At 43.4% G+C, this 16687-nt stretch carries 20 protein-coding genes; all 20 read left to right on the top strand.

Annotated elements, in window-relative coordinates; genetic code table 11:
* Positions 1-2 precede the first annotated feature (2 nt).
* The 20 genes from flgG (at position 3) to HGO26_RS13840 (ending at position 16649) form a co-directional block, all read left to right on the top strand.
* On the top strand, positions 3-788 hold the full coding sequence (gene flgG / locus HGO26_RS13935) for a flagellar basal-body rod protein FlgG (RefSeq protein WP_006083393.1): 786 nt from the start codon (positions 3-5) through the stop codon (positions 786-788).
* 10 nt (positions 789-798) lie between these two features.
* A complete protein-coding gene (gene flgH / locus HGO26_RS13930) occupies positions 799-1461 on the top strand; it encodes a flagellar basal body L-ring protein FlgH (RefSeq protein WP_113940821.1) in 663 nt (220 codons plus the stop codon).
* Positions 1462-1475: 14 nt separating this feature from the next.
* A complete protein-coding gene (locus HGO26_RS13925; protein ID WP_168825881.1) occupies positions 1476-2588 on the top strand; it encodes a flagellar basal body P-ring protein FlgI in 1113 nt (370 codons plus the stop codon).
* The gene (locus HGO26_RS13920; RefSeq protein WP_168825879.1) at positions 2588-2995 is read left to right on the top strand and encodes a rod-binding protein; all 408 of its coding nucleotides are present in this window, start codon (positions 2588-2590) and stop codon (positions 2993-2995) included. The genes HGO26_RS13925 and HGO26_RS13920 overlap by 1 nt, the downstream gene beginning before the upstream one ends.
* Positions 2992-4365, top strand: coding sequence for a flagellar hook-associated protein FlgK (gene flgK, locus HGO26_RS13915; protein ID WP_113940818.1), 1374 nt, complete (start codon positions 2992-2994; stop codon positions 4363-4365). The genes HGO26_RS13920 and flgK overlap by 4 nt, the downstream gene beginning before the upstream one ends.
* A gap of 11 nt (positions 4366-4376) precedes the next feature.
* On the top strand, positions 4377-5294 hold the full coding sequence (gene flgL / locus HGO26_RS13910; protein WP_168825877.1) for a flagellar hook-associated protein FlgL: 918 nt from the start codon (positions 4377-4379) through the stop codon (positions 5292-5294).
* Positions 5295-5306: 12 nt separating this feature from the next.
* Complete coding sequence (locus HGO26_RS13905) at positions 5307-6320, top strand: hypothetical protein (protein ID WP_168825875.1); 1014 nt, start codon at positions 5307-5309, stop codon at positions 6318-6320.
* A 144-nt stretch (positions 6321-6464) separates the two neighbouring features.
* Positions 6465-7277, top strand: coding sequence for a flagellin N-terminal helical domain-containing protein (locus HGO26_RS13900; protein WP_006083386.1), 813 nt, complete (start codon positions 6465-6467; stop codon positions 7275-7277).
* Positions 7278-7492: 215 nt separating this feature from the next.
* Positions 7493-8296 (top strand): flagellin N-terminal helical domain-containing protein, encoded by an 804-nt coding sequence (locus HGO26_RS13895; RefSeq protein WP_113940815.1) that lies wholly within the window; start codon positions 7493-7495, stop codon positions 8294-8296.
* A gap of 220 nt (positions 8297-8516) precedes the next feature.
* Positions 8517-9335 carry a flagellin N-terminal helical domain-containing protein gene (locus tag HGO26_RS13890; protein WP_113940814.1) on the top strand — a complete coding sequence of 273 codons (819 nt, stop codon included), beginning with the start codon at positions 8517-8519 and terminating at the stop codon, positions 9333-9335.
* A 302-nt stretch (positions 9336-9637) separates the two neighbouring features.
* The gene (fliD, locus tag HGO26_RS13885; RefSeq protein WP_168825873.1) at positions 9638-10984 is read left to right on the top strand and encodes a flagellar filament capping protein FliD; all 1347 of its coding nucleotides are present in this window, start codon (positions 9638-9640) and stop codon (positions 10982-10984) included.
* Between the two features lie 13 nt (positions 10985-10997).
* Entirely contained in the window at positions 10998-11378 is a 381-nt protein-coding gene (gene fliS, locus HGO26_RS13880) for a flagellar export chaperone FliS (RefSeq protein WP_113940812.1), read from the top strand.
* Entirely contained in the window at positions 11347-11673 is a 327-nt protein-coding gene (locus tag HGO26_RS13875; RefSeq protein WP_168825871.1) for a hypothetical protein, read from the top strand. Before fliS ends, HGO26_RS13875 begins: the two co-directional genes overlap by 32 nt.
* Positions 11663-12871 carry a flagellar hook-length control protein FliK gene (locus HGO26_RS13870; RefSeq protein WP_168825869.1) on the top strand — a complete coding sequence of 403 codons (1209 nt, stop codon included), beginning with the start codon at positions 11663-11665 and terminating at the stop codon, positions 12869-12871. The genes HGO26_RS13875 and HGO26_RS13870 overlap by 11 nt, the downstream gene beginning before the upstream one ends.
* Positions 12872-12887: 16 nt before the next feature.
* Entirely contained in the window at positions 12888-13355 is a 468-nt protein-coding gene (locus tag HGO26_RS13865; protein ID WP_168825867.1) for a flagellar basal body-associated FliL family protein, read from the top strand.
* Between the two features lie 11 nt (positions 13356-13366).
* A complete protein-coding gene (locus HGO26_RS13860; protein ID WP_113940808.1) occupies positions 13367-14083 on the top strand; it encodes an RNA polymerase sigma factor FliA in 717 nt (238 codons plus the stop codon).
* 23 nt (positions 14084-14106) lie between these two features.
* The gene (gene motA, locus HGO26_RS13855; protein ID WP_168825865.1) at positions 14107-14964 is read left to right on the top strand and encodes a flagellar motor stator protein MotA; all 858 of its coding nucleotides are present in this window, start codon (positions 14107-14109) and stop codon (positions 14962-14964) included.
* A complete protein-coding gene (locus tag HGO26_RS13850) occupies positions 14964-15884 on the top strand; it encodes a flagellar motor protein MotB (protein ID WP_168825863.1) in 921 nt (306 codons plus the stop codon). Before motA ends, HGO26_RS13850 begins: the two co-directional genes overlap by 1 nt.
* 34 nt (positions 15885-15918) lie before the next feature.
* Positions 15919-16353 (top strand): pilus assembly protein PilZ, encoded by a 435-nt coding sequence (locus HGO26_RS13845; RefSeq protein WP_168825861.1) that lies wholly within the window; start codon positions 15919-15921, stop codon positions 16351-16353.
* An 8-nt stretch (positions 16354-16361) separates the two neighbouring features.
* Positions 16362-16649, top strand: coding sequence for a hypothetical protein (locus tag HGO26_RS13840; RefSeq protein WP_113940804.1), 288 nt, complete (start codon positions 16362-16364; stop codon positions 16647-16649).
* Positions 16650-16687 lie beyond the last annotated feature (38 nt).

The following is a 16687-nucleotide window of genomic DNA, read 5'->3' as shown; positions in this document are numbered from 1 at the left end:
GTATGCAATCAGCGTTATGGGTAAGTAAAACCGGCCTAACAGCACAAGATACGAAAATGACTGCGATTGCCAACAACTTGGCAAACGTGAATACCACTGGTTTTAAGCGTGACCGTGTTGCGTTTAATGATCTGTTTTATCAGGTTCAACGTCAGCCAGGTGGACAGGTTGATGCACTGAATAATCTGCCATCGGGTCTGCAATTAGGTGCAGGAACGAGAGTCGTTGGTACTCAAAAAATATTCACTACTGGGGATATGCAAAATACCAGTCAGCAGTTGGATTTAGCGATCGAAGGTCATGGTTTTTTCCAAGTAGAAGAGCCAAATGGCGATCTTGCTTATACCCGTGACGGTCAGTTTTATCGCAGCAGCGAAGGCATGATGGTCACGTCACAAGGTTTACCTTTAGTGCCCAATATCGTGATCCCTGAAGATGCGCTAACCGTTACCATTGCTAACGATGGTGTAGTCACAGCGAAAATGGCGGGTGAAGCTGAACCTCAAGATTTAGGTCAAATCACGCTTGTTAACTTTACTAATCCAGCAGGGTTAGAAGCTCGAGGTGACAACCTTTACCGTGAAACTGCTGCATCGGGTGTGGCGGTTGAAGGTGTGGCGGGTGATCAAGCTTTAGGTGCTTTAAGACAGGGTGCGCTAGAGGGCGCAAACGTCAACGTGGTGGAAGAAATGGTCGAAATGATTTCCACGCAGAGAGCATATGAGATGAATGCCAAAGTTGTGTCAGCCTCAGACGATATGCTCAAGTTCCTCAATCAATCGGTTTAGAGAGGCAATCATGCGTTGGTTATGGTTTTTATGGTTTGCACTGTTATCGGGTTGTATGTCGCATATTCCAGATAAGGAGACTAAACCTGGCACTAAAGAGTGGGCACCGCCTGAGATTGACTACAGCCTGCCAGATGCAAAGGATGGCAGTCTTTATCGTCCCGGTTTCATGTTGACGCTTTTTAAGGATAAACGTGCTTTCCGTGAGGGCGATATTTTAACCGTCGCGTTAGATGAAAAAACCTATTCGAGTAAGAAAGCGGATACCAAGACCAACAAAGAACAAGATATGGGTATGGGACTTGCGGGCAATATTGGTGATAAAACGGCCAATGCTGACGGTAAAACCTCTTTTTCGAGAGGGTTTAATGGTGCAGGCTCAAGTACACAGCAAAACCAGTTATCAGGTTCAATCACTGTAACTGTTTCTAAGGTTTTACCTAATGGTACCTTGTTGATACGTGGTGAAAAATGGCTGCGATTGAATCAGGGCGATGAGTATTTACGCTTACTTGGCATTATACGTGCTGATGATATAGGTAATGACAATACGATATCGTCGCAACGCATTGCCGATGCTCGAATTATTTATGGTGGTCAAGGTGCCATTGCCGACAGTAATGCTATGGGATGGGCTTCTCGCTATTTCAATAGTCCATGGTTCCCGCTCTAGCAAAGGATATTTTGATGCTTCGTTGTTTATTATTGCTACTTTTGACTACTGGTACATTGCAAGCAGAAGAGCAAAGCCGTTACTTGATGGATATTGTCGATGTGCAAGGTCTGCGTGATAACCAACTCGTGGGTTATGGCTTAGTCGTCGGATTAAATGGGACGGGTGACCGCTCTCAAGTTAAATTTACCAGTCAATCTGTCGTCAATATGCTTAAGCAGTTTGGTGTACAGATTGATGATAAAACCGATCCTAAGTTAAAGAACGTCGCCGCCGTTGCTGTGCATGCGACTATTACTTCTCTGGCGAGCCCAGGACAATCCTTAGATGTGACGGTTTCATCCCTTGGTGATGCAAAAAGTCTTCAGGGCGGAACCTTATTAATGACTCCTCTTAGGGCTGTCGATGGTGAGGTTTACGCGGTAGCGCAGGGCAACTTAGTTGTTGGCGGTATTTCTGCCGCCGGTCGTAATGGATCATCTGTGACTGTGAATGTGCCAACTGTTGGCACTATCCCCAATGGTGCCTTACTTGAGGCACCAATCAAAAGTAACTTTAGTGATAATGAAGACATCATATTAAACCTTAAGGATCCCAACTTTAAAACCGCCCGAAATATCGAACGGGCTGTTAATGAACTATTTGGACCCGATGTTGCACGTGCGCAAGATCATGCCAAGGTTCTGATACACGCGCCTAAGTCGAATCGAGAGCGTGTGACTTTTATGTCAATGCTTGAAGAACTCAAGATTGACCAAGGCCGACGTTCACCTCGAATCGTGTTTAATAGTCGTACAGGCACAGTGGTATTAGGGGGAGATGTTGTGGTTCGTAAAGCCGCTGTGAGCCATGGCAATCTTACAGTGACTATTGTTGAACGGGAAAACGTGAGCCAGCCTAATGGCGCTTATCTTGGTAATGCCGCAGGGGAAACCGTGGTGACGAATGATAGCCAAGTATTGGTCGAACAAGGTAACAAACGTATGTTTGTTTGGCCCGAGGGCACAGCAATTGAAGAAATCGTGCGTGCCGTAAATAGCTTAGGTGCGACACCAATGGACTTGATGGCAATTCTAGAAGCTTTGGCGGAAGCGGGCTCTTTAGAAGCTGATTTGGTGGTGATTTAATGAAAATTGAAAATACGGGCGGTTACTTAAATAAGCTGAATGCTGATGATTTGATTAAGGCGAATGGCGAGCAAGGTGCACTTAAATTAGTCAGTCAACAATTTGAGGCGCAGTTCCTGCAAACGGTACTTAAGCAAATGCGCTCAGCCACCGACGCTATGGCCGATGAAGATAATCCTTTAACTTCCAAAAGCAATAATGGTCTGTATCAAGATTTACATGATGCGGAATTGGCAAGTCGTTTAAGCCAAGTCAATGGTATGGGCTTGGCTGACGTGATGACCAAGCAGCTATCACGTTCATTTCAGTCTGAGAAAGATCCGGTCGCCTTTGATCCTCAACAGATGACAACAACAGCGATGCAGCCTGCACTTATTATGCGGCCCGTTGTGAAGGATTTTAAATGAGCATGTTGAACATTGGTAAGTCTGGCTTATTGGCAAGCATGGCCGCATTGAATGCAACCTCAAATAACGTTGCTAATGCTATGGTTGCAGGCTATTCACGTCAGCAGGTGATGTTAAGTTCGGTTGGTGGCGGTGCTTATGGCTCCGGTGCGGGCGTGTTTGTTGATGGTGTTAGACGGATCTCTGATCAATACGAAGTCGCGCAGTTATGGCAAACCACGAGTGCTGTTGGTTTTTCTAAAGTGCAAAGTAGTTATTTGCGTCAGGCTGAACAAGTATTTGGTGCCGAAGGGAATAATATCTCCAAAGGCCTAGATCAATTATTCGCAGCCCTCAATTCATCTATGGAACAACCTAATCTCATTGCCTACCGACAAGGTGTACTTAATGAGGCTAAAGCCGTTGCCCAAAGAGTGAATGCAATCAACGACAATATTGATTCGCAACGTAATCAGATCAATGGACAGCTTGGTTCATCCGTAAAAGAGATCAACTCACAACTAAATATTATTGCCAGTTTCAACCGCGACATTCAGGCGGCGAGTGTGACAGGAACTATTCCCCCTGCACTGCAAGATAGTCGAGATGCTGCAATTGATGACTTAGCTGCGATTTTAGATATTCGGGTTGTTGAAGATAGCCAAGGCATGGTCAATATCTCGCTGGCCCGAGGTGAGCCGCTATTGACGGGAAATACTGCTGCTAAGTTAACGAGTAATCCCGATCCTACCAATCCTAAGAACGATTTGGTGACTATCCAATTTGGTGCTAGCCAGTTTAATGTTGATGAAACCGCTGGTGGCAGTTTAGGTGCCTTGCTTACGTACCGTGATGTGCAGCTTGCGGATTCGCAACAGTACATAGATGAATTAGCGGTCATGTTAGCGACTGAGTTTAATTCTATTCTTGCTTCAGGCACTGACTTAAATGGTGCGACACCGTCACAGGATTTATTTACTTATCAAGCTAATAACCCAGGAGGAAGCTTATCTCTAACGGCAGGTTTTACGCCTGATAAACTTGCCTTTGGTAAAGATGGCACCCAAGGCGATAACGCAAATTTAAAAGCTTTAGTACAGCTAGCGAATAAAGAGCTGAGCTTTACTAGCCTTGGCAGTAATACAAGCTTAGCGGAATCCTTTTCCAGCAAGGTTGGCCAGTTAGGTTCTGCTTCTCGTCAAGCGATTTCATTTGCTAAAACCAGTGTAGATTTGCAAAAAGATGCGCAGTCCCAATGGGCGAGTACCAGTGGTGTAAATCCCGATGAAGAAGGGATTAATTTGATCATCTATCAGCAGTCATATATGGCAAATGCGAAGGTGATTTCCACCGCAGATCAACTGTTTCAAACTATGCTTAGTAGCTTTTAAGGACTTTATTCATGCGTGTAACAATGCAAAATTTATACACTAACAATTTAAACAGTTTGCAGAACACGACCTATGATGTGGCACGTTTGAATCAAATGCTCTCTAAAGGTGTTTCAATACTATCGCCTTCGGATGATCCTATTGGTGTTGTTCGGGTAATGGATAACCAACGCGATTTAGCACTAGTACAGCAATACATTAAAAATATCGATTCCTTAAGTACCAATATGAGCCGTGCTGAAACCTATTTATCCAGCATGGTTGAGACGCAGCAGCGGATGAAGGAAATCAGTATCGCCACTAATAGCTCAAATCTCTCGAAAGAGGATAGAGCATCCTATGCTTCTGAAATGGAAGAACTCTTAAAGGGATTAGTGGATAATATTAACGCCACTGATGAGTCGGGTAATTACCTGTTTTCGGGTAACGCGATTGAGAAAGCTGCGGTAGTGAAGGATGCAACTGGGCGATATGTCTATCAAGGCGATGCTAGCGAGAGAACGGTGCAAACCTCTAACTCGTCATGGACTACAGCTAATGTCACCGCCGAAAAGGTTTTATTCTCCAATGCTGGTCAAGATATTTTAAATCAAACAATGGACTATATTAACGTACTAAAGGACCCAAGCTTATCACCAAGCGATGCCGCTTTTAGTGCGGCAGCTAATGGAATACAGACAGCGTTAAGCGAAACCTTAGATAGCATAGGTGCGGCGATTACTGATTTTGGTGGCAAGCAAAATAATCTCGCGTTAGTCAAAAGCTCCCATGAAGAGATGGTGTTGTTTAGTAAGCAAGTGATAGGTGAAACGCAGGAGCTTGATTATGCCGCTGCGACTGCCGAGTTCAATGTTAAATTGACCGCATTAAAAATTACCCAGCAAACTTTTGTACAGATAAGCCAACTGTCCCTTTTCAATCATATGTAGGTAATGAGTTAAATGATCAAAGGGATAGGTGAGTCACTTAGTCAGTTACGTCAAAGTCAGACGGTAACGTCTCATTATGTTGCTCCGATATCAGGTGTGCCCCGCAGTGCACCGAAAGCGAGGCCCATACCTAAGCATAGATTGGAAGCCTATGGACGTTGGGCTAAGGTGACTCAAGAGCAACATAATATTAGTGCATCGCAAGTGGTGTTACAGAGCTTGATTTCTGCCAAGAGTATCCTAGGTCAACTGAACAAACAGCTACAAACCTGCTTGTTCAGTAAAAACACAGTTGTTGAAGATGCATTACATAAAGCGGAGGAGTGTCGAAGACAATTAATCGAGATTAGGCCTTATTACCAAGGAAAGCGTTTACTCGATCATCACTTGAATTTGATTTCAGCATCCCAGCCTGCGGCATTACATTTTTTTAGGTTCCGACGAGTCGATCTCACATCACCTAAGAACCGCGATGAGCGGATTACGCTTTTTACTGAGAAGCAAACATTGCATTTGCTTTTGCCTGCCAATAAAAATCGCTTAGAGCTACAAGATATCATAGAGCCTGTTTTAGCTTCGATAGGGATAAGTATTGACCGCTTATCGACCAATGACACAGTGTTTACTGCACAGCATGAGACTTGGATGAAGCTCAATGGGGGGATTTTAATGGTGGGCGAAGGGCAAAGATTGCCAGCGGGTGAGCCGAGGAATATACCATTAGAAGAGAAATTTAGTTGGCAGGATCCCCGTGAATGGAATTTTACGGATACTGAAAAGTTAAAAATGACATTGGCTAAAGTGTCAAAGGTAGATAAAAAAGTCACAGTGCAAATTGATGATATTAAAGCATCCCACCGTTTACTACTGGTGAAGGTTAAGCAATTGACCGCATCTAGTCAGCCCAAATTTGAACTCCAACATTTGCATAAATTTATGCAACCCTATCCTTTTGCCTATCAAGTGACATCTTTGATGGCGCAGGGAAATACGAACCGCGAACAGGTTAGTGCTCTGCTGCTCTAATTTTTGAAGCGAACCCTAAGTGTGATTATTTAATTTTTGAAAATAAGCTATTTGGCTTCAGTGAAGAGCTTTTCATGTCGCCTTAATTAGTTATGCCTGGATTCAGGCCTAACCAAAACAATCGTTATTTTCTGGAGAACTACTATGTTAGGTGTTCATACTAATTACGCTTCAATCGTTGCGCAGGGCGCTGTAAATAAAAGCAATAACCTTTTAACTAATGCTATGGAGCGTTTGTCGACGGGTTTACGTATTAATAGTGCATCTGATGATGCTGCTGGTCTGCAAATTGCTAACCGCATGAGTGCTAACGTAAAAGGTATGGAAACGGCTTCACGCAATATTTCTGATGCGACCTCTATGCTGCAAACCGCTGATGGTGCGTTAGAAGAATTAACGACCATTGCTAATCGCCAGAAAGAATTGGCTACTCAAGCCTCTAACGGCGTTAACTCTGCGGCTGATTTAACGGCATTAAATGATGAGTTCACGCAATTGAACGCCGAAATAACGCGTATTGTAGAAAATACCACTTATGCTGGTAATAAATTATTCGATACTGGTGTATTGACCTCTGGTACGGGTGTGAAATTTCAAATTGGCGCCGGAACAACGGAGACAATGGATGTTAAATTAGGCGCAATTCCTAAAACTGTCGCAGGTACTTTAACAGGTGGTACCGCCAATGCTGCGATTGCCCTTGTGGATACCTTCTTAGCCGCTGTGGGTACTGAGCGTTCTACCTTAGGTGCCAACATTAACCGTCTTGGCCATACTGCCGCTAACTTAGCGAGCGTTACCGAAAACACTAAAGCCGCTGCAGGCCGTATTATGGATGCCGACTTTGCGGTTGAATCTGCCAATATGACCCGCAATCAATTATTAGTTCAAGCAGGTACAACGGTACTGTCTTCAGCTAACCAAAATACGGGTTTAGTGATGGGGTTACTGCGCTAATGTTATTCAATTAGTCAGTGTTAGTTTTAATGCCAGTAAGCTTAGCTTGCTGGCATTTTTTTATGGTGTGTATGCCATTTCAGTCTAGTTTTTACAGTGCTATACACTCTATTTTTTAAATATCGATTTTAGTTGTGGGCTTGTGTAGTCGCTTTAGTTAGTTATGCCTGAACTCAGGTCTAACCCCGCTACTCGTTATTTAATGGAGAACTTATATGTTAGGTGTTCACACTAATTACGCTTCAATTGTTGCTCAAGGTGCTGTTAACAAAAGCAATAACCTATTGACTAATGCAATGGAGCGTTTATCGACAGGTTTACGTATCAATAGCGCATCTGATGATGCTGCTGGTTTGCAAATTGCTAACCGCATGAGCGCTAACGTTAAAGGTATGGAAACCGCTTCACGTAATATTTCTGATGCGACCTCTATGCTACAAACCGCTGATGGTGCGTTAGAAGAATTAACGACCATTGCTAATCGCCAGAAAGAACTCGCCACTCAAGCGGCAAACGGTGTGAACTCTGCTGATGATTTAACGGCTCTGAATGATGAGTTTACTCAATTAAACACCGAAATTACCCGTATTCTCGATAATACAACTTATGCCGGTAATAACTTATTCACCAAGTTGGAGGCTGGTGTTACCTTCCAAATTGGTGCCGGAACGGGTGAAAAATTGGTTGTTACAACAACAGCCATAGATGATGCTGCGCTGGCTGCTGGTGATTTAACTACTGGCGCGAATGCGGCAATTGCCCTTGTTGATACTTTTATCGCAGCAGTCGGTACAGAACGTTCTACACTAGGCGCCAACATTAACCGTCTTGGACATACTGCAGCTAACCTTGCCAGTGTGACTGAAAATACCAAAGCTGCCGCTGGACGTATTATGGATGCCGATTTCGCGGTTGAATCTGCCAATATGACCCGCAATCAATTATTAGTTCAAGCGGGTACAACGGTACTGTCTTCTGCTAACCAAAATACAGGTTTAGTGATGGGGCTACTGCGTTAATTACGCCGAGTTGAGTTAGTTTTAAGTGCCAGTAAGCTTAGCTTGCTGGCATTTTTTATGGCGTTTTGTGGATGCCATTTAAGTCTGTTTTTATAGAGGTGATCCCATCTATTTTTAAATAAGTTTTAGTTTTGCGCTGTTGCTGTCGCCTTACTTAGTTATGGAGCTATACCGGGATTCAGGCATAGCCAAGATAACTGTTTTTTCTAGGAGAGCTGATATGTTAGGTGTTCACACTAATTACGCGTCAATTGTTGCACAAGGTGCTGTTAATAAAAGTAATAATCTATTAACTAATGCTATGGAGCGTTTGTCGACGGGTTTACGTATCAATAGCGCATCTGATGATGCAGCGGGTTTGCAAATTGCTAACCGCATGAGCGCTAACGTAAAGGGCATGGAAACGGCTTCACGCAATATTTCTGATGCGACCTCTATGCTGCAAACCGCAGATGGTGCGTTAGAAGAATTAACGACTATTGCTAACCGCCAGAAAGAATTGGCGACTCAAGCATCAAACGGCGTTAACTCTACAGCAGATTTAAAAGCGTTGGATGATGAATTTAAGCAATTAAATGCAGAAATTACCCGTATTGTAGAAAATACAACCTATGCGGGTAATAACTTATTTAAAGATGCTACTGATGGTGTACTCGTCAAAGGTGTGACCTTTCAGATTGGCTCGGATGGAGCAGAGCAAATGTCAGTTACCTTAGGTGCTATTGATAAGACAGTTACTGGTGATTTGTTGACTTCTGCTGCCGCCAATACGGCTATCGGGGCTGTTGATACCTTCTTGGCTAAAGTGGGGACAGAACGTTCAACCTTAGGTGCCAACATTAACCGTCTTGGCCATACTGCGGCTAACCTTGCCAGCGTAACTGAAAATACTAAAGCCGCTGCCGGCCGTATTATGGATGCCGATTTCGCGGTTGAATCTGCCAATATGACACGTAATCAATTATTAGTTCAGGCGGGTACAACGGTACTGTCTTCAGCTAACCAGAACACGGGTTTAGTCATGGGTCTATTGCGTTAATGCTATTGGGCAAGTGATGTCATTGGTCACGGCTAAAATGCCAGTTAGTTGCGCTGACTGGCATTTTTATTTTAGCCACGGTTTATGTATTGGTCGGTAGTCGCTAAACCCGAGATTGAAACCTATAAGGTTCATGTTTTAGTGGGTAATTTTCGATAACACAAAGTGGAAGATGGTTTTCCTGTTTAAGTGTTCATGCGGAAGTATTTAGCTGTGTTTGGGCCAGTTAATTATTTAATTTTCTTTAAAAACAGCAACTTGTTTTTGGCATGCGTTTTGCTCTAGAACGAGTGGAGGTAGTCATGATTTCAGGTATGAATGCAGCACAATTTGCTCAGCAACTGATTGGCGCAGACCGCGCAGGTAAAGATACGCTTTACAAAGGTAAGCTAACTGCCAGCAAAACACAGTTAGATGCTTATACGTTGCTCGAAAATAATATGAAGAAAATGGCCACTAAGCTGAGTGAAATGGGTGGCGATGCAGCTAAAGGCAAAATTGCTACGGTTACGGGCGAGAATGCGACCGCGACAGTTAAATCTGATGCTCCAAAGGGCAACTATGATTTGAGCGTGCATAAACTTGCGCAAGCGCATCAACTGACTAAAGCCTATTCCTCTGAAAGTGAATTGTTGCCAACGTCGGGCATTATCAGTATTCAAGTCGGTAGTGATCCGACTAAGCGCATGGAAATTGATTTGGCAACGGTTAATGGCGGTGCGGCTATTTCTGTGTCTCAGTTACGCGATGTGATCAATAAACAAGTGGGTAATCCTGGTGTACAAGCGTCATTAGTGCGCACAGGTAACCAAATCGAATTTATGCTGTCTTCAAAGGAATCGGGTGTCGCGAATCAAGTGAAGGTTGAGTTTAACGGTGCCGATTGGGGCATGACAGAACGTCGTGCAGCACAAGATGCGGAACTTACATTAAACGGTATCAGTATTACCAGCAGTAGTAACTATCTAGAAAATGTTGTTGATGGTGTAAGCCTCGAATTAGTCAAGGTGCATGCGGTTGGTGAAAGCAGCATGATTAAAGTCACAGACGATTTTGAAGCGAATAAGAAAGCGGTTAAGGATTTTGTCGATTCATTTAATTCTTTAATGACGCAAATTAATCAATTAACTCGTTCTATGGGCGTTAAGACCTCTGACTCTGGCTCTTCCGATAAAGATAAGGAAGACAAAACCACTGCAGTGAGTGAAGCGCAAATTGGAGTGTTGAAGGGGGATACCTCTATTCGCCTTCTCCAGTCTAAATTACGTGATTCTGTATTTGCAACGGCTGCTAATGGCATGCGTTTGTCTGATATCGGGATTGAGATTGGACGAGACGGAAAACTAAAAATTGATGATGCTAAGCTGACCGATAGCTTTAAAAGTGATCCAGAAAAAGTACAAGCCATGTTTACTGGTCCTGACAGTTATATCAAAAGCATAGAAAAGACCCTAAAACCTTTTACACAGTTCAATGGCTATATCGATCAAAAGCAGGAAGCGCTAAATAAGCAGATTAAAAGTGTGAATGACAGTATGGCGCGCCATGATTATCAAATGAATCAAAAGTATCAGATTTATTTAACCCAGTTTACGGCAATGGAATCCACCATTAATCAGTTTAATTCCGCAAGTCAGTTGTTTTCATAGGAAGCAGTAAAAAATGTTAAATGAGTACGATCCATTTAATGCCTACAAGCAAACCGCTTTAGATGCACAAGTAGCGGCAGCAACAACCCATGACATGGTGCGTATGTTACTTGATGGTTTATTGGAAGAACTAGAGCGGACCGCTGGCCATATGGAATACCAAAGGTTTGAGGCGAAAGGAATGAGTATCCATAAGTGCCTTAATATCGTGCATGGCTTGGACTCTATGCTTGACCTTGAAAATGGTGGTGAGGTTGCCGTGAGCTTACATCGTCTCTATGACTTTTGTAGCCGTCAGCTTGTCAGCGCCAGTGTCGAAAACAGTGCTGAAGCGCTAGTTCCAGTGACTCAGGTGATTACCAATGTCAGAGAAGGATGGACAAATCTCAATTAAGCAGTGGGCGCGTTTTGCGAATGCTTTACGCCAATATGCAGATGCTCAGGATTGGGAAAGCGTCCGAAAAGTGAACATCGCTTTGATCAAAGCCCTGCAACAGGCAGGTGAGACTCATGATATTGAGCAGAAATTGGCACGTGCAGAATTAAAGCGGGTTCATTCCCAAGTGCTGCAAGAGTTGATCTTGGCTCGTGATGAATTAGCCGCTGAAATGGGCCGCTTTAAGGCGCAACAACCAGGTTTAGCAGCCTATCAATTAACACAAGTAAGTGGAGCTTTGGATGATCTCTGATCTTCTTTCAACTCGTCCTGTTGGCACAAATACCAGCTTGACGACTAAAGTGACAAGTGCAGTTGATAAAGATAAATCTGAGTCATTTACCTTGTTGGCATTCCCTATAGGATTGCCTGCGGAATCTCTTCCGCTAGAGAGTGCTATGTGGACTCCGAGTGCAGAAAAAGCTCTAGGTAGTGATGCTGATACCTTTTTAAATCAATATATTAATAGTGATTTTTCCGACTCAGTGCCTTTTGCACCCGTTGCTTCTTCTGTTGTATCAGTTGCTGCTCCTGTTGTACCAGGAGTATCTCCGTCACTGTTAAATACTGAGATTAACTCAGCACCTATTAGTCAAGATGGCTTAGCCGCTACGCCTCAGAACAGTCTCGTTTCACCGACTGCTGTCGCGCCGTTTGTTCCTGTGATTTTTCCTGCGGAAACTGTTAAAGCGGATCCGATAGGTCGAACTCCAGCGTCTTTAATTGGGCTCTCAGCCACAGATCAAAGAGGAACGCTATTTAGTTCAGGGATGACCTCATCTATGGCTCTTGCAGGAAGTCGTACTCAGCCTGTGGGCATGAGTGGCGAATCCTTGAAAATGAGCGGCGTATTTACGCAGGATTCAACGCTGGCAACTTTCTCTGGGGATTTTGAGCATTTGAAATCTGACTCGTCAGTGTTTCAGCGTGTGTTGGCAGAACTTAGGGGGCATGAAGTTAAAGATATTAATGCGATAGGATCTCAGCAGGTTGCGGGTACGCAGGCTGCAAGTGCTACTCAATGGGGCCCCGTATCTCTCACTCCCATGGCTTCTTTAGCGCAGCACTCTCAGGAGATCCTTACTCCCTTAAGAGAGCATCTTCGTTTCCAAGTCGATCAACATATTAAGAAAGCCGAATTAAGGTTAGATCCGCCAGAGCTGGGCAAGATTGAGCTCAATATCCGTTTAGAGGGTGATCGTTTACAGGTGCAAATGCATGCAGTAAATCCGGCAATTCGAGATGCATTACTCAATGGTTTGGATCGTTTGAGAGTGGATTTAGCAATGGATCATGGCGGTCAAATTGATGTCGATATTGGTCAAGGTGAATCGCAACAGCATCAACAGGAAACTGCATTATTCTCCTCTTCGATAGCGGCTGAGACTACAACGGATAATGTAGTCGATGTGATGGCGAGAGAGAAATCCCAATTAGATTTATTGGCTTAAGTGCCGGAGTCGTTTAATGGCAATTTTAAAATCTCGTTTAGTAAAGATTATCGTAGCGTTACTTGTGCTCATTAGTTCGACCGCAGGTGCATTCTGGATTGGAACAAGTAGTGGAGATTGGAAGCTAGCAGAGCTTTTTGCATCGGAACCGGAAGTCGAACCTATACCAGTTGCAAAGTTTTACCCGTTAGAAAAGTTTGTGATATCGATTCCCGGGGATAAGTATCCCCATTACATGCTGCTTGAAATGTCATTAAAAAGCCGTAATCCCAATATGAAAGCGGTGTTGCTGGAGTCAGATCCACTTATACGAAACGCTATGATGAAGATGTTCTCACGTAAAACATTTGAGCAGTTGAACCACTTAGATCAGCTTGACAGTTTACAATCAGAAGCGTTGATATTGATGGTTAAAGTGCTGTCAGATAACCAATTACCATCAGATATTGATGAAGTACTCTTTACTCGCATGGTGATCCAGTAAGAGGCCTTATCATGACAGCAGCGGGCCAACTCGCATATCAACAAACCTGTGATTATCCAGTCGAAGAGCGTCAATCTGAACAACAGATTATTCGACAATACTTGCCATTAATCAAACGTATAGTCTCGCAGATGCGCAGTCACTGCGGCGTGATGTTATCACTCGAGGATATGGAGCAAATTGGCATGATGGCCTTGCTTGAGTCATCACGTCGGTATCCTGGCGAGCTGGATAATGGATTTATTTCCTTCGCTGGGCAACGGATTCGCGGTGCCATACTCGACGAGTTGAGGCGGCAGGATTGGCGTCCTAGACCTGTTAGACAGCAGGCCCATGAGCTTAATGATGTTGTTAGACGTTTGAGTCGAGAGATGGGACGTGAACCAAGCGATCTTGAAGTGGCCAGTGCGCTTGGGCTTAGCGCGGAGGATTATCGGGAACGTTTATACTCGACGCAAGCAGAGTCGATGAAAAGCTTAGATGAGTTGCTATTGGGCGGTGATCATCCAGTAGATAGAAGCAATGATGTTGAGCGGTTAATGCTGAAGCAAACCTTGATTAAAGTTATTTCAAAATTAAATGAAAGAGAACAGCTAATTTTGTCGCTTTACTATCATCATGAGCTGAATTTAAAAGAAATTGCTATGGCATTGGGATTGACTGAAACGCGTATTTGCCAGCTGCATAAATCAGCAATTTCACAGTTAAAAACAATATTGCAGCGCTAAAGTTTAAAAGTGAGAAGATCGTAATGAGTAAACTAGTTGGGCTGTTAATCATTTTAGCTTCTGTGTTTGGTGGATATGTTTGGGCTGGTGGAGCTTTGTCTGCATTGTGGCAGCCTGCTGAAATTTTAATCATTATGGGGGCCGGAGTTGGAGCGCTCATTATTGCTAACCCACAATCAGTATTAAAAGAGATGTTTGAGCAGTTAAAAGAATTATTTAATAAGGGCAAGGAAGATCCTGAATTATATCCTCAGCTATTTCCTTTGATGGGCACTTTAATGGCTCAGATCCAATCTCAAGGCTTAAAAGTGCTCGATGAACATTTAGAAAATCCTCATCAGAGCTCTATTTTTCTAATGTACCCAGCCGTGCTCAATCACCCAAATGTTTTACAGTTTTTAATTGATAACTTACGAGTGCAGTCTATTGGGAAAATATCTCCCCATGACTTAGAGCATATCCTAGAAGAAGAAATTCATCGTATAGAAGAGGACAGATTACGGCCATCGGAAGCTTTTAGTAAGGTGGGAGAGGCTATGCCTGGCTTTGGTATTTTAGCTGCTGTACTCGGTATTATCATTACTATGTCTAATATTGATGGCCCAATTACTATGATTGGTGTCAAAGTTGCCGCGGCATTAGTCGGTACATTTATTGGTATTTTCGCGTGTTATTGTTTCTTTGACCCAATGTCAAAGGCATTAGAACATCTAGTTGATCGCAAATCGGCACAGCTTCGGTGCATAGCCGCTATTTTAGTGACCTTTTCAAAAGGTAAACCACCAATGATGGCTATTGATGCGGGACGGAAACAAATACAAAGTGAAAATCGTCCTTCATTTATAGAGTTAGAACGTTGGATGGAAGGGCAGAGAAGCTAATGCTCCATAAAAATGAGCCGATTATTATCAAGCGGCGAAAGCGAGGAAAGCGTAATCATGGGCATGGTGGTGCGTGGAAAGTCGCTTTTGCCGATTTCACGCTTGCTATGATGGCGCTCTTTATGGTGCTGTGGATCATGCAAATCGCAGATCAAAAAGAGCGAACCATGATAGTGCAGTATTTACGTGGAGATATGAATCCCACTGGTCCAATGAATCCATTTGAGCTAAGTCAGTCATCTTCGATTATTGATTTAGAAGGAAATATGTCTATTGCTCCTCCAATCATACCTTCCAATTCTATGCCTAGAGGTTCGGAGTCAGAAGGATTAGAGGAGGGTGCGCTCATCCCCGGGCAATTTGATACTCAGGCGCAATTAACTGTGCTCGCCAGAGAATTGAATCGAGTCGTGCAAAGCTCGAGCATGGCTGAAAATATTGCCGTGACGATTGTGCCTCAAGGCATACGCATCTTAATTCACGATAATGTGAATCAATTTATGTTCACGCGAGGCAGTGCGCAGATGCAACCCTATTTTGAAGAATTACTTTTATCTTTAGGGCCGATTTTAAAAAATGTCACCAACAGCATGGTTATTTCGGGTCATACAGATTCAACACCTTATGCGGGCAATTTATTTACCAATTGGGAATTATCGAGTGAAAGAGCACTATTAGCACGAAGAGTGCTTGAGCGTGGCGGTGTTAAACGCGATCAGGTTATTCAGGTGACGGGTATGGCTGATCAGGTTCCTTACATCACTTCGGATACTGCTGCGGCGGCTAATCGTCGGATTGAGGCGCTTATTTTAACCTCCTCTGCTGAACAGTTATTAAGAGGCATGATTGGCGCTCCGATCGATACAGTCCCAAGTGGCGTTACAATCAACGAAATTAAGCGCCAAGCAAACACTCGTTAGTGTTAATACCTGCTCTCATTTGTTAGGGATGACTATGAATCTGTATGAAGAGTTTGTACATTCTGAGGATGAAGTTGAAGCGACTCCTGAGTATCAGATTATTGAATTTGATAATCGTCGAACTCATCAAAGATTTAGCCTGAGAAGAAATAAAAGAGCGCCACTCGCATTTGCATGCGATGGCCTGACAGTAAATTTATCAACAACTCGCTGGTTTGTTATTACGCCGATTGGAACTGCAAATATAAAAGATATTAGCATTGGCGGTGTTGGGATTTTGTGCAATGAACCACTGTCAGTAGGGAGGAGATTCTATATTGAACTTGAGCAAACACGAGTCTTGTGTGAGGTAACTCGAGAACAGACGATTAAAGGTCGATTGAAGTTCTTAGGCGCTCGCTGGATTGATCGTGATAAAGCTGAAGTCCAGAACTTGATTGATGCAATTAGACTACGGGCGAAAATATAGGATATGCAATGGCTGCATCTTTTCATCGAAACGGCTCGGATAAATTACAGAAGGTCTTTCTGTATCTTATTCTGCTGAATTGGCTATTGCTTATTATTGTTGCACTCAATATGAATACATTACGCTTTAGCCATGGTGTTATGATTTCAATTATGATTTTTATCTATAATTATTTTCTGGCTCATTTATGTTTTATTCGTGCTGCCAGAGCGCAAGATGCTTATCTTATTTACCCAGTGGTTATTGGCGCACTCAGCTCCTTTTTCCTCGTTGTTTATTTCTTCTTTTTACTCTAAATCCCCTGCCTATAAAAATGAGTTGCGACTCATTGTTA

The sequence above is a fragment of the Shewanella oncorhynchi genome (assembly GCF_012584455.1).
Classification (GTDB): Bacteria; Pseudomonadota; Gammaproteobacteria; order Enterobacterales; family Shewanellaceae; genus Shewanella; species Shewanella oncorhynchi.
The sequence above is the reverse complement of the archived record's forward strand: the minus strand, read 5'-3'. Positions and strand labels throughout refer to the sequence as shown.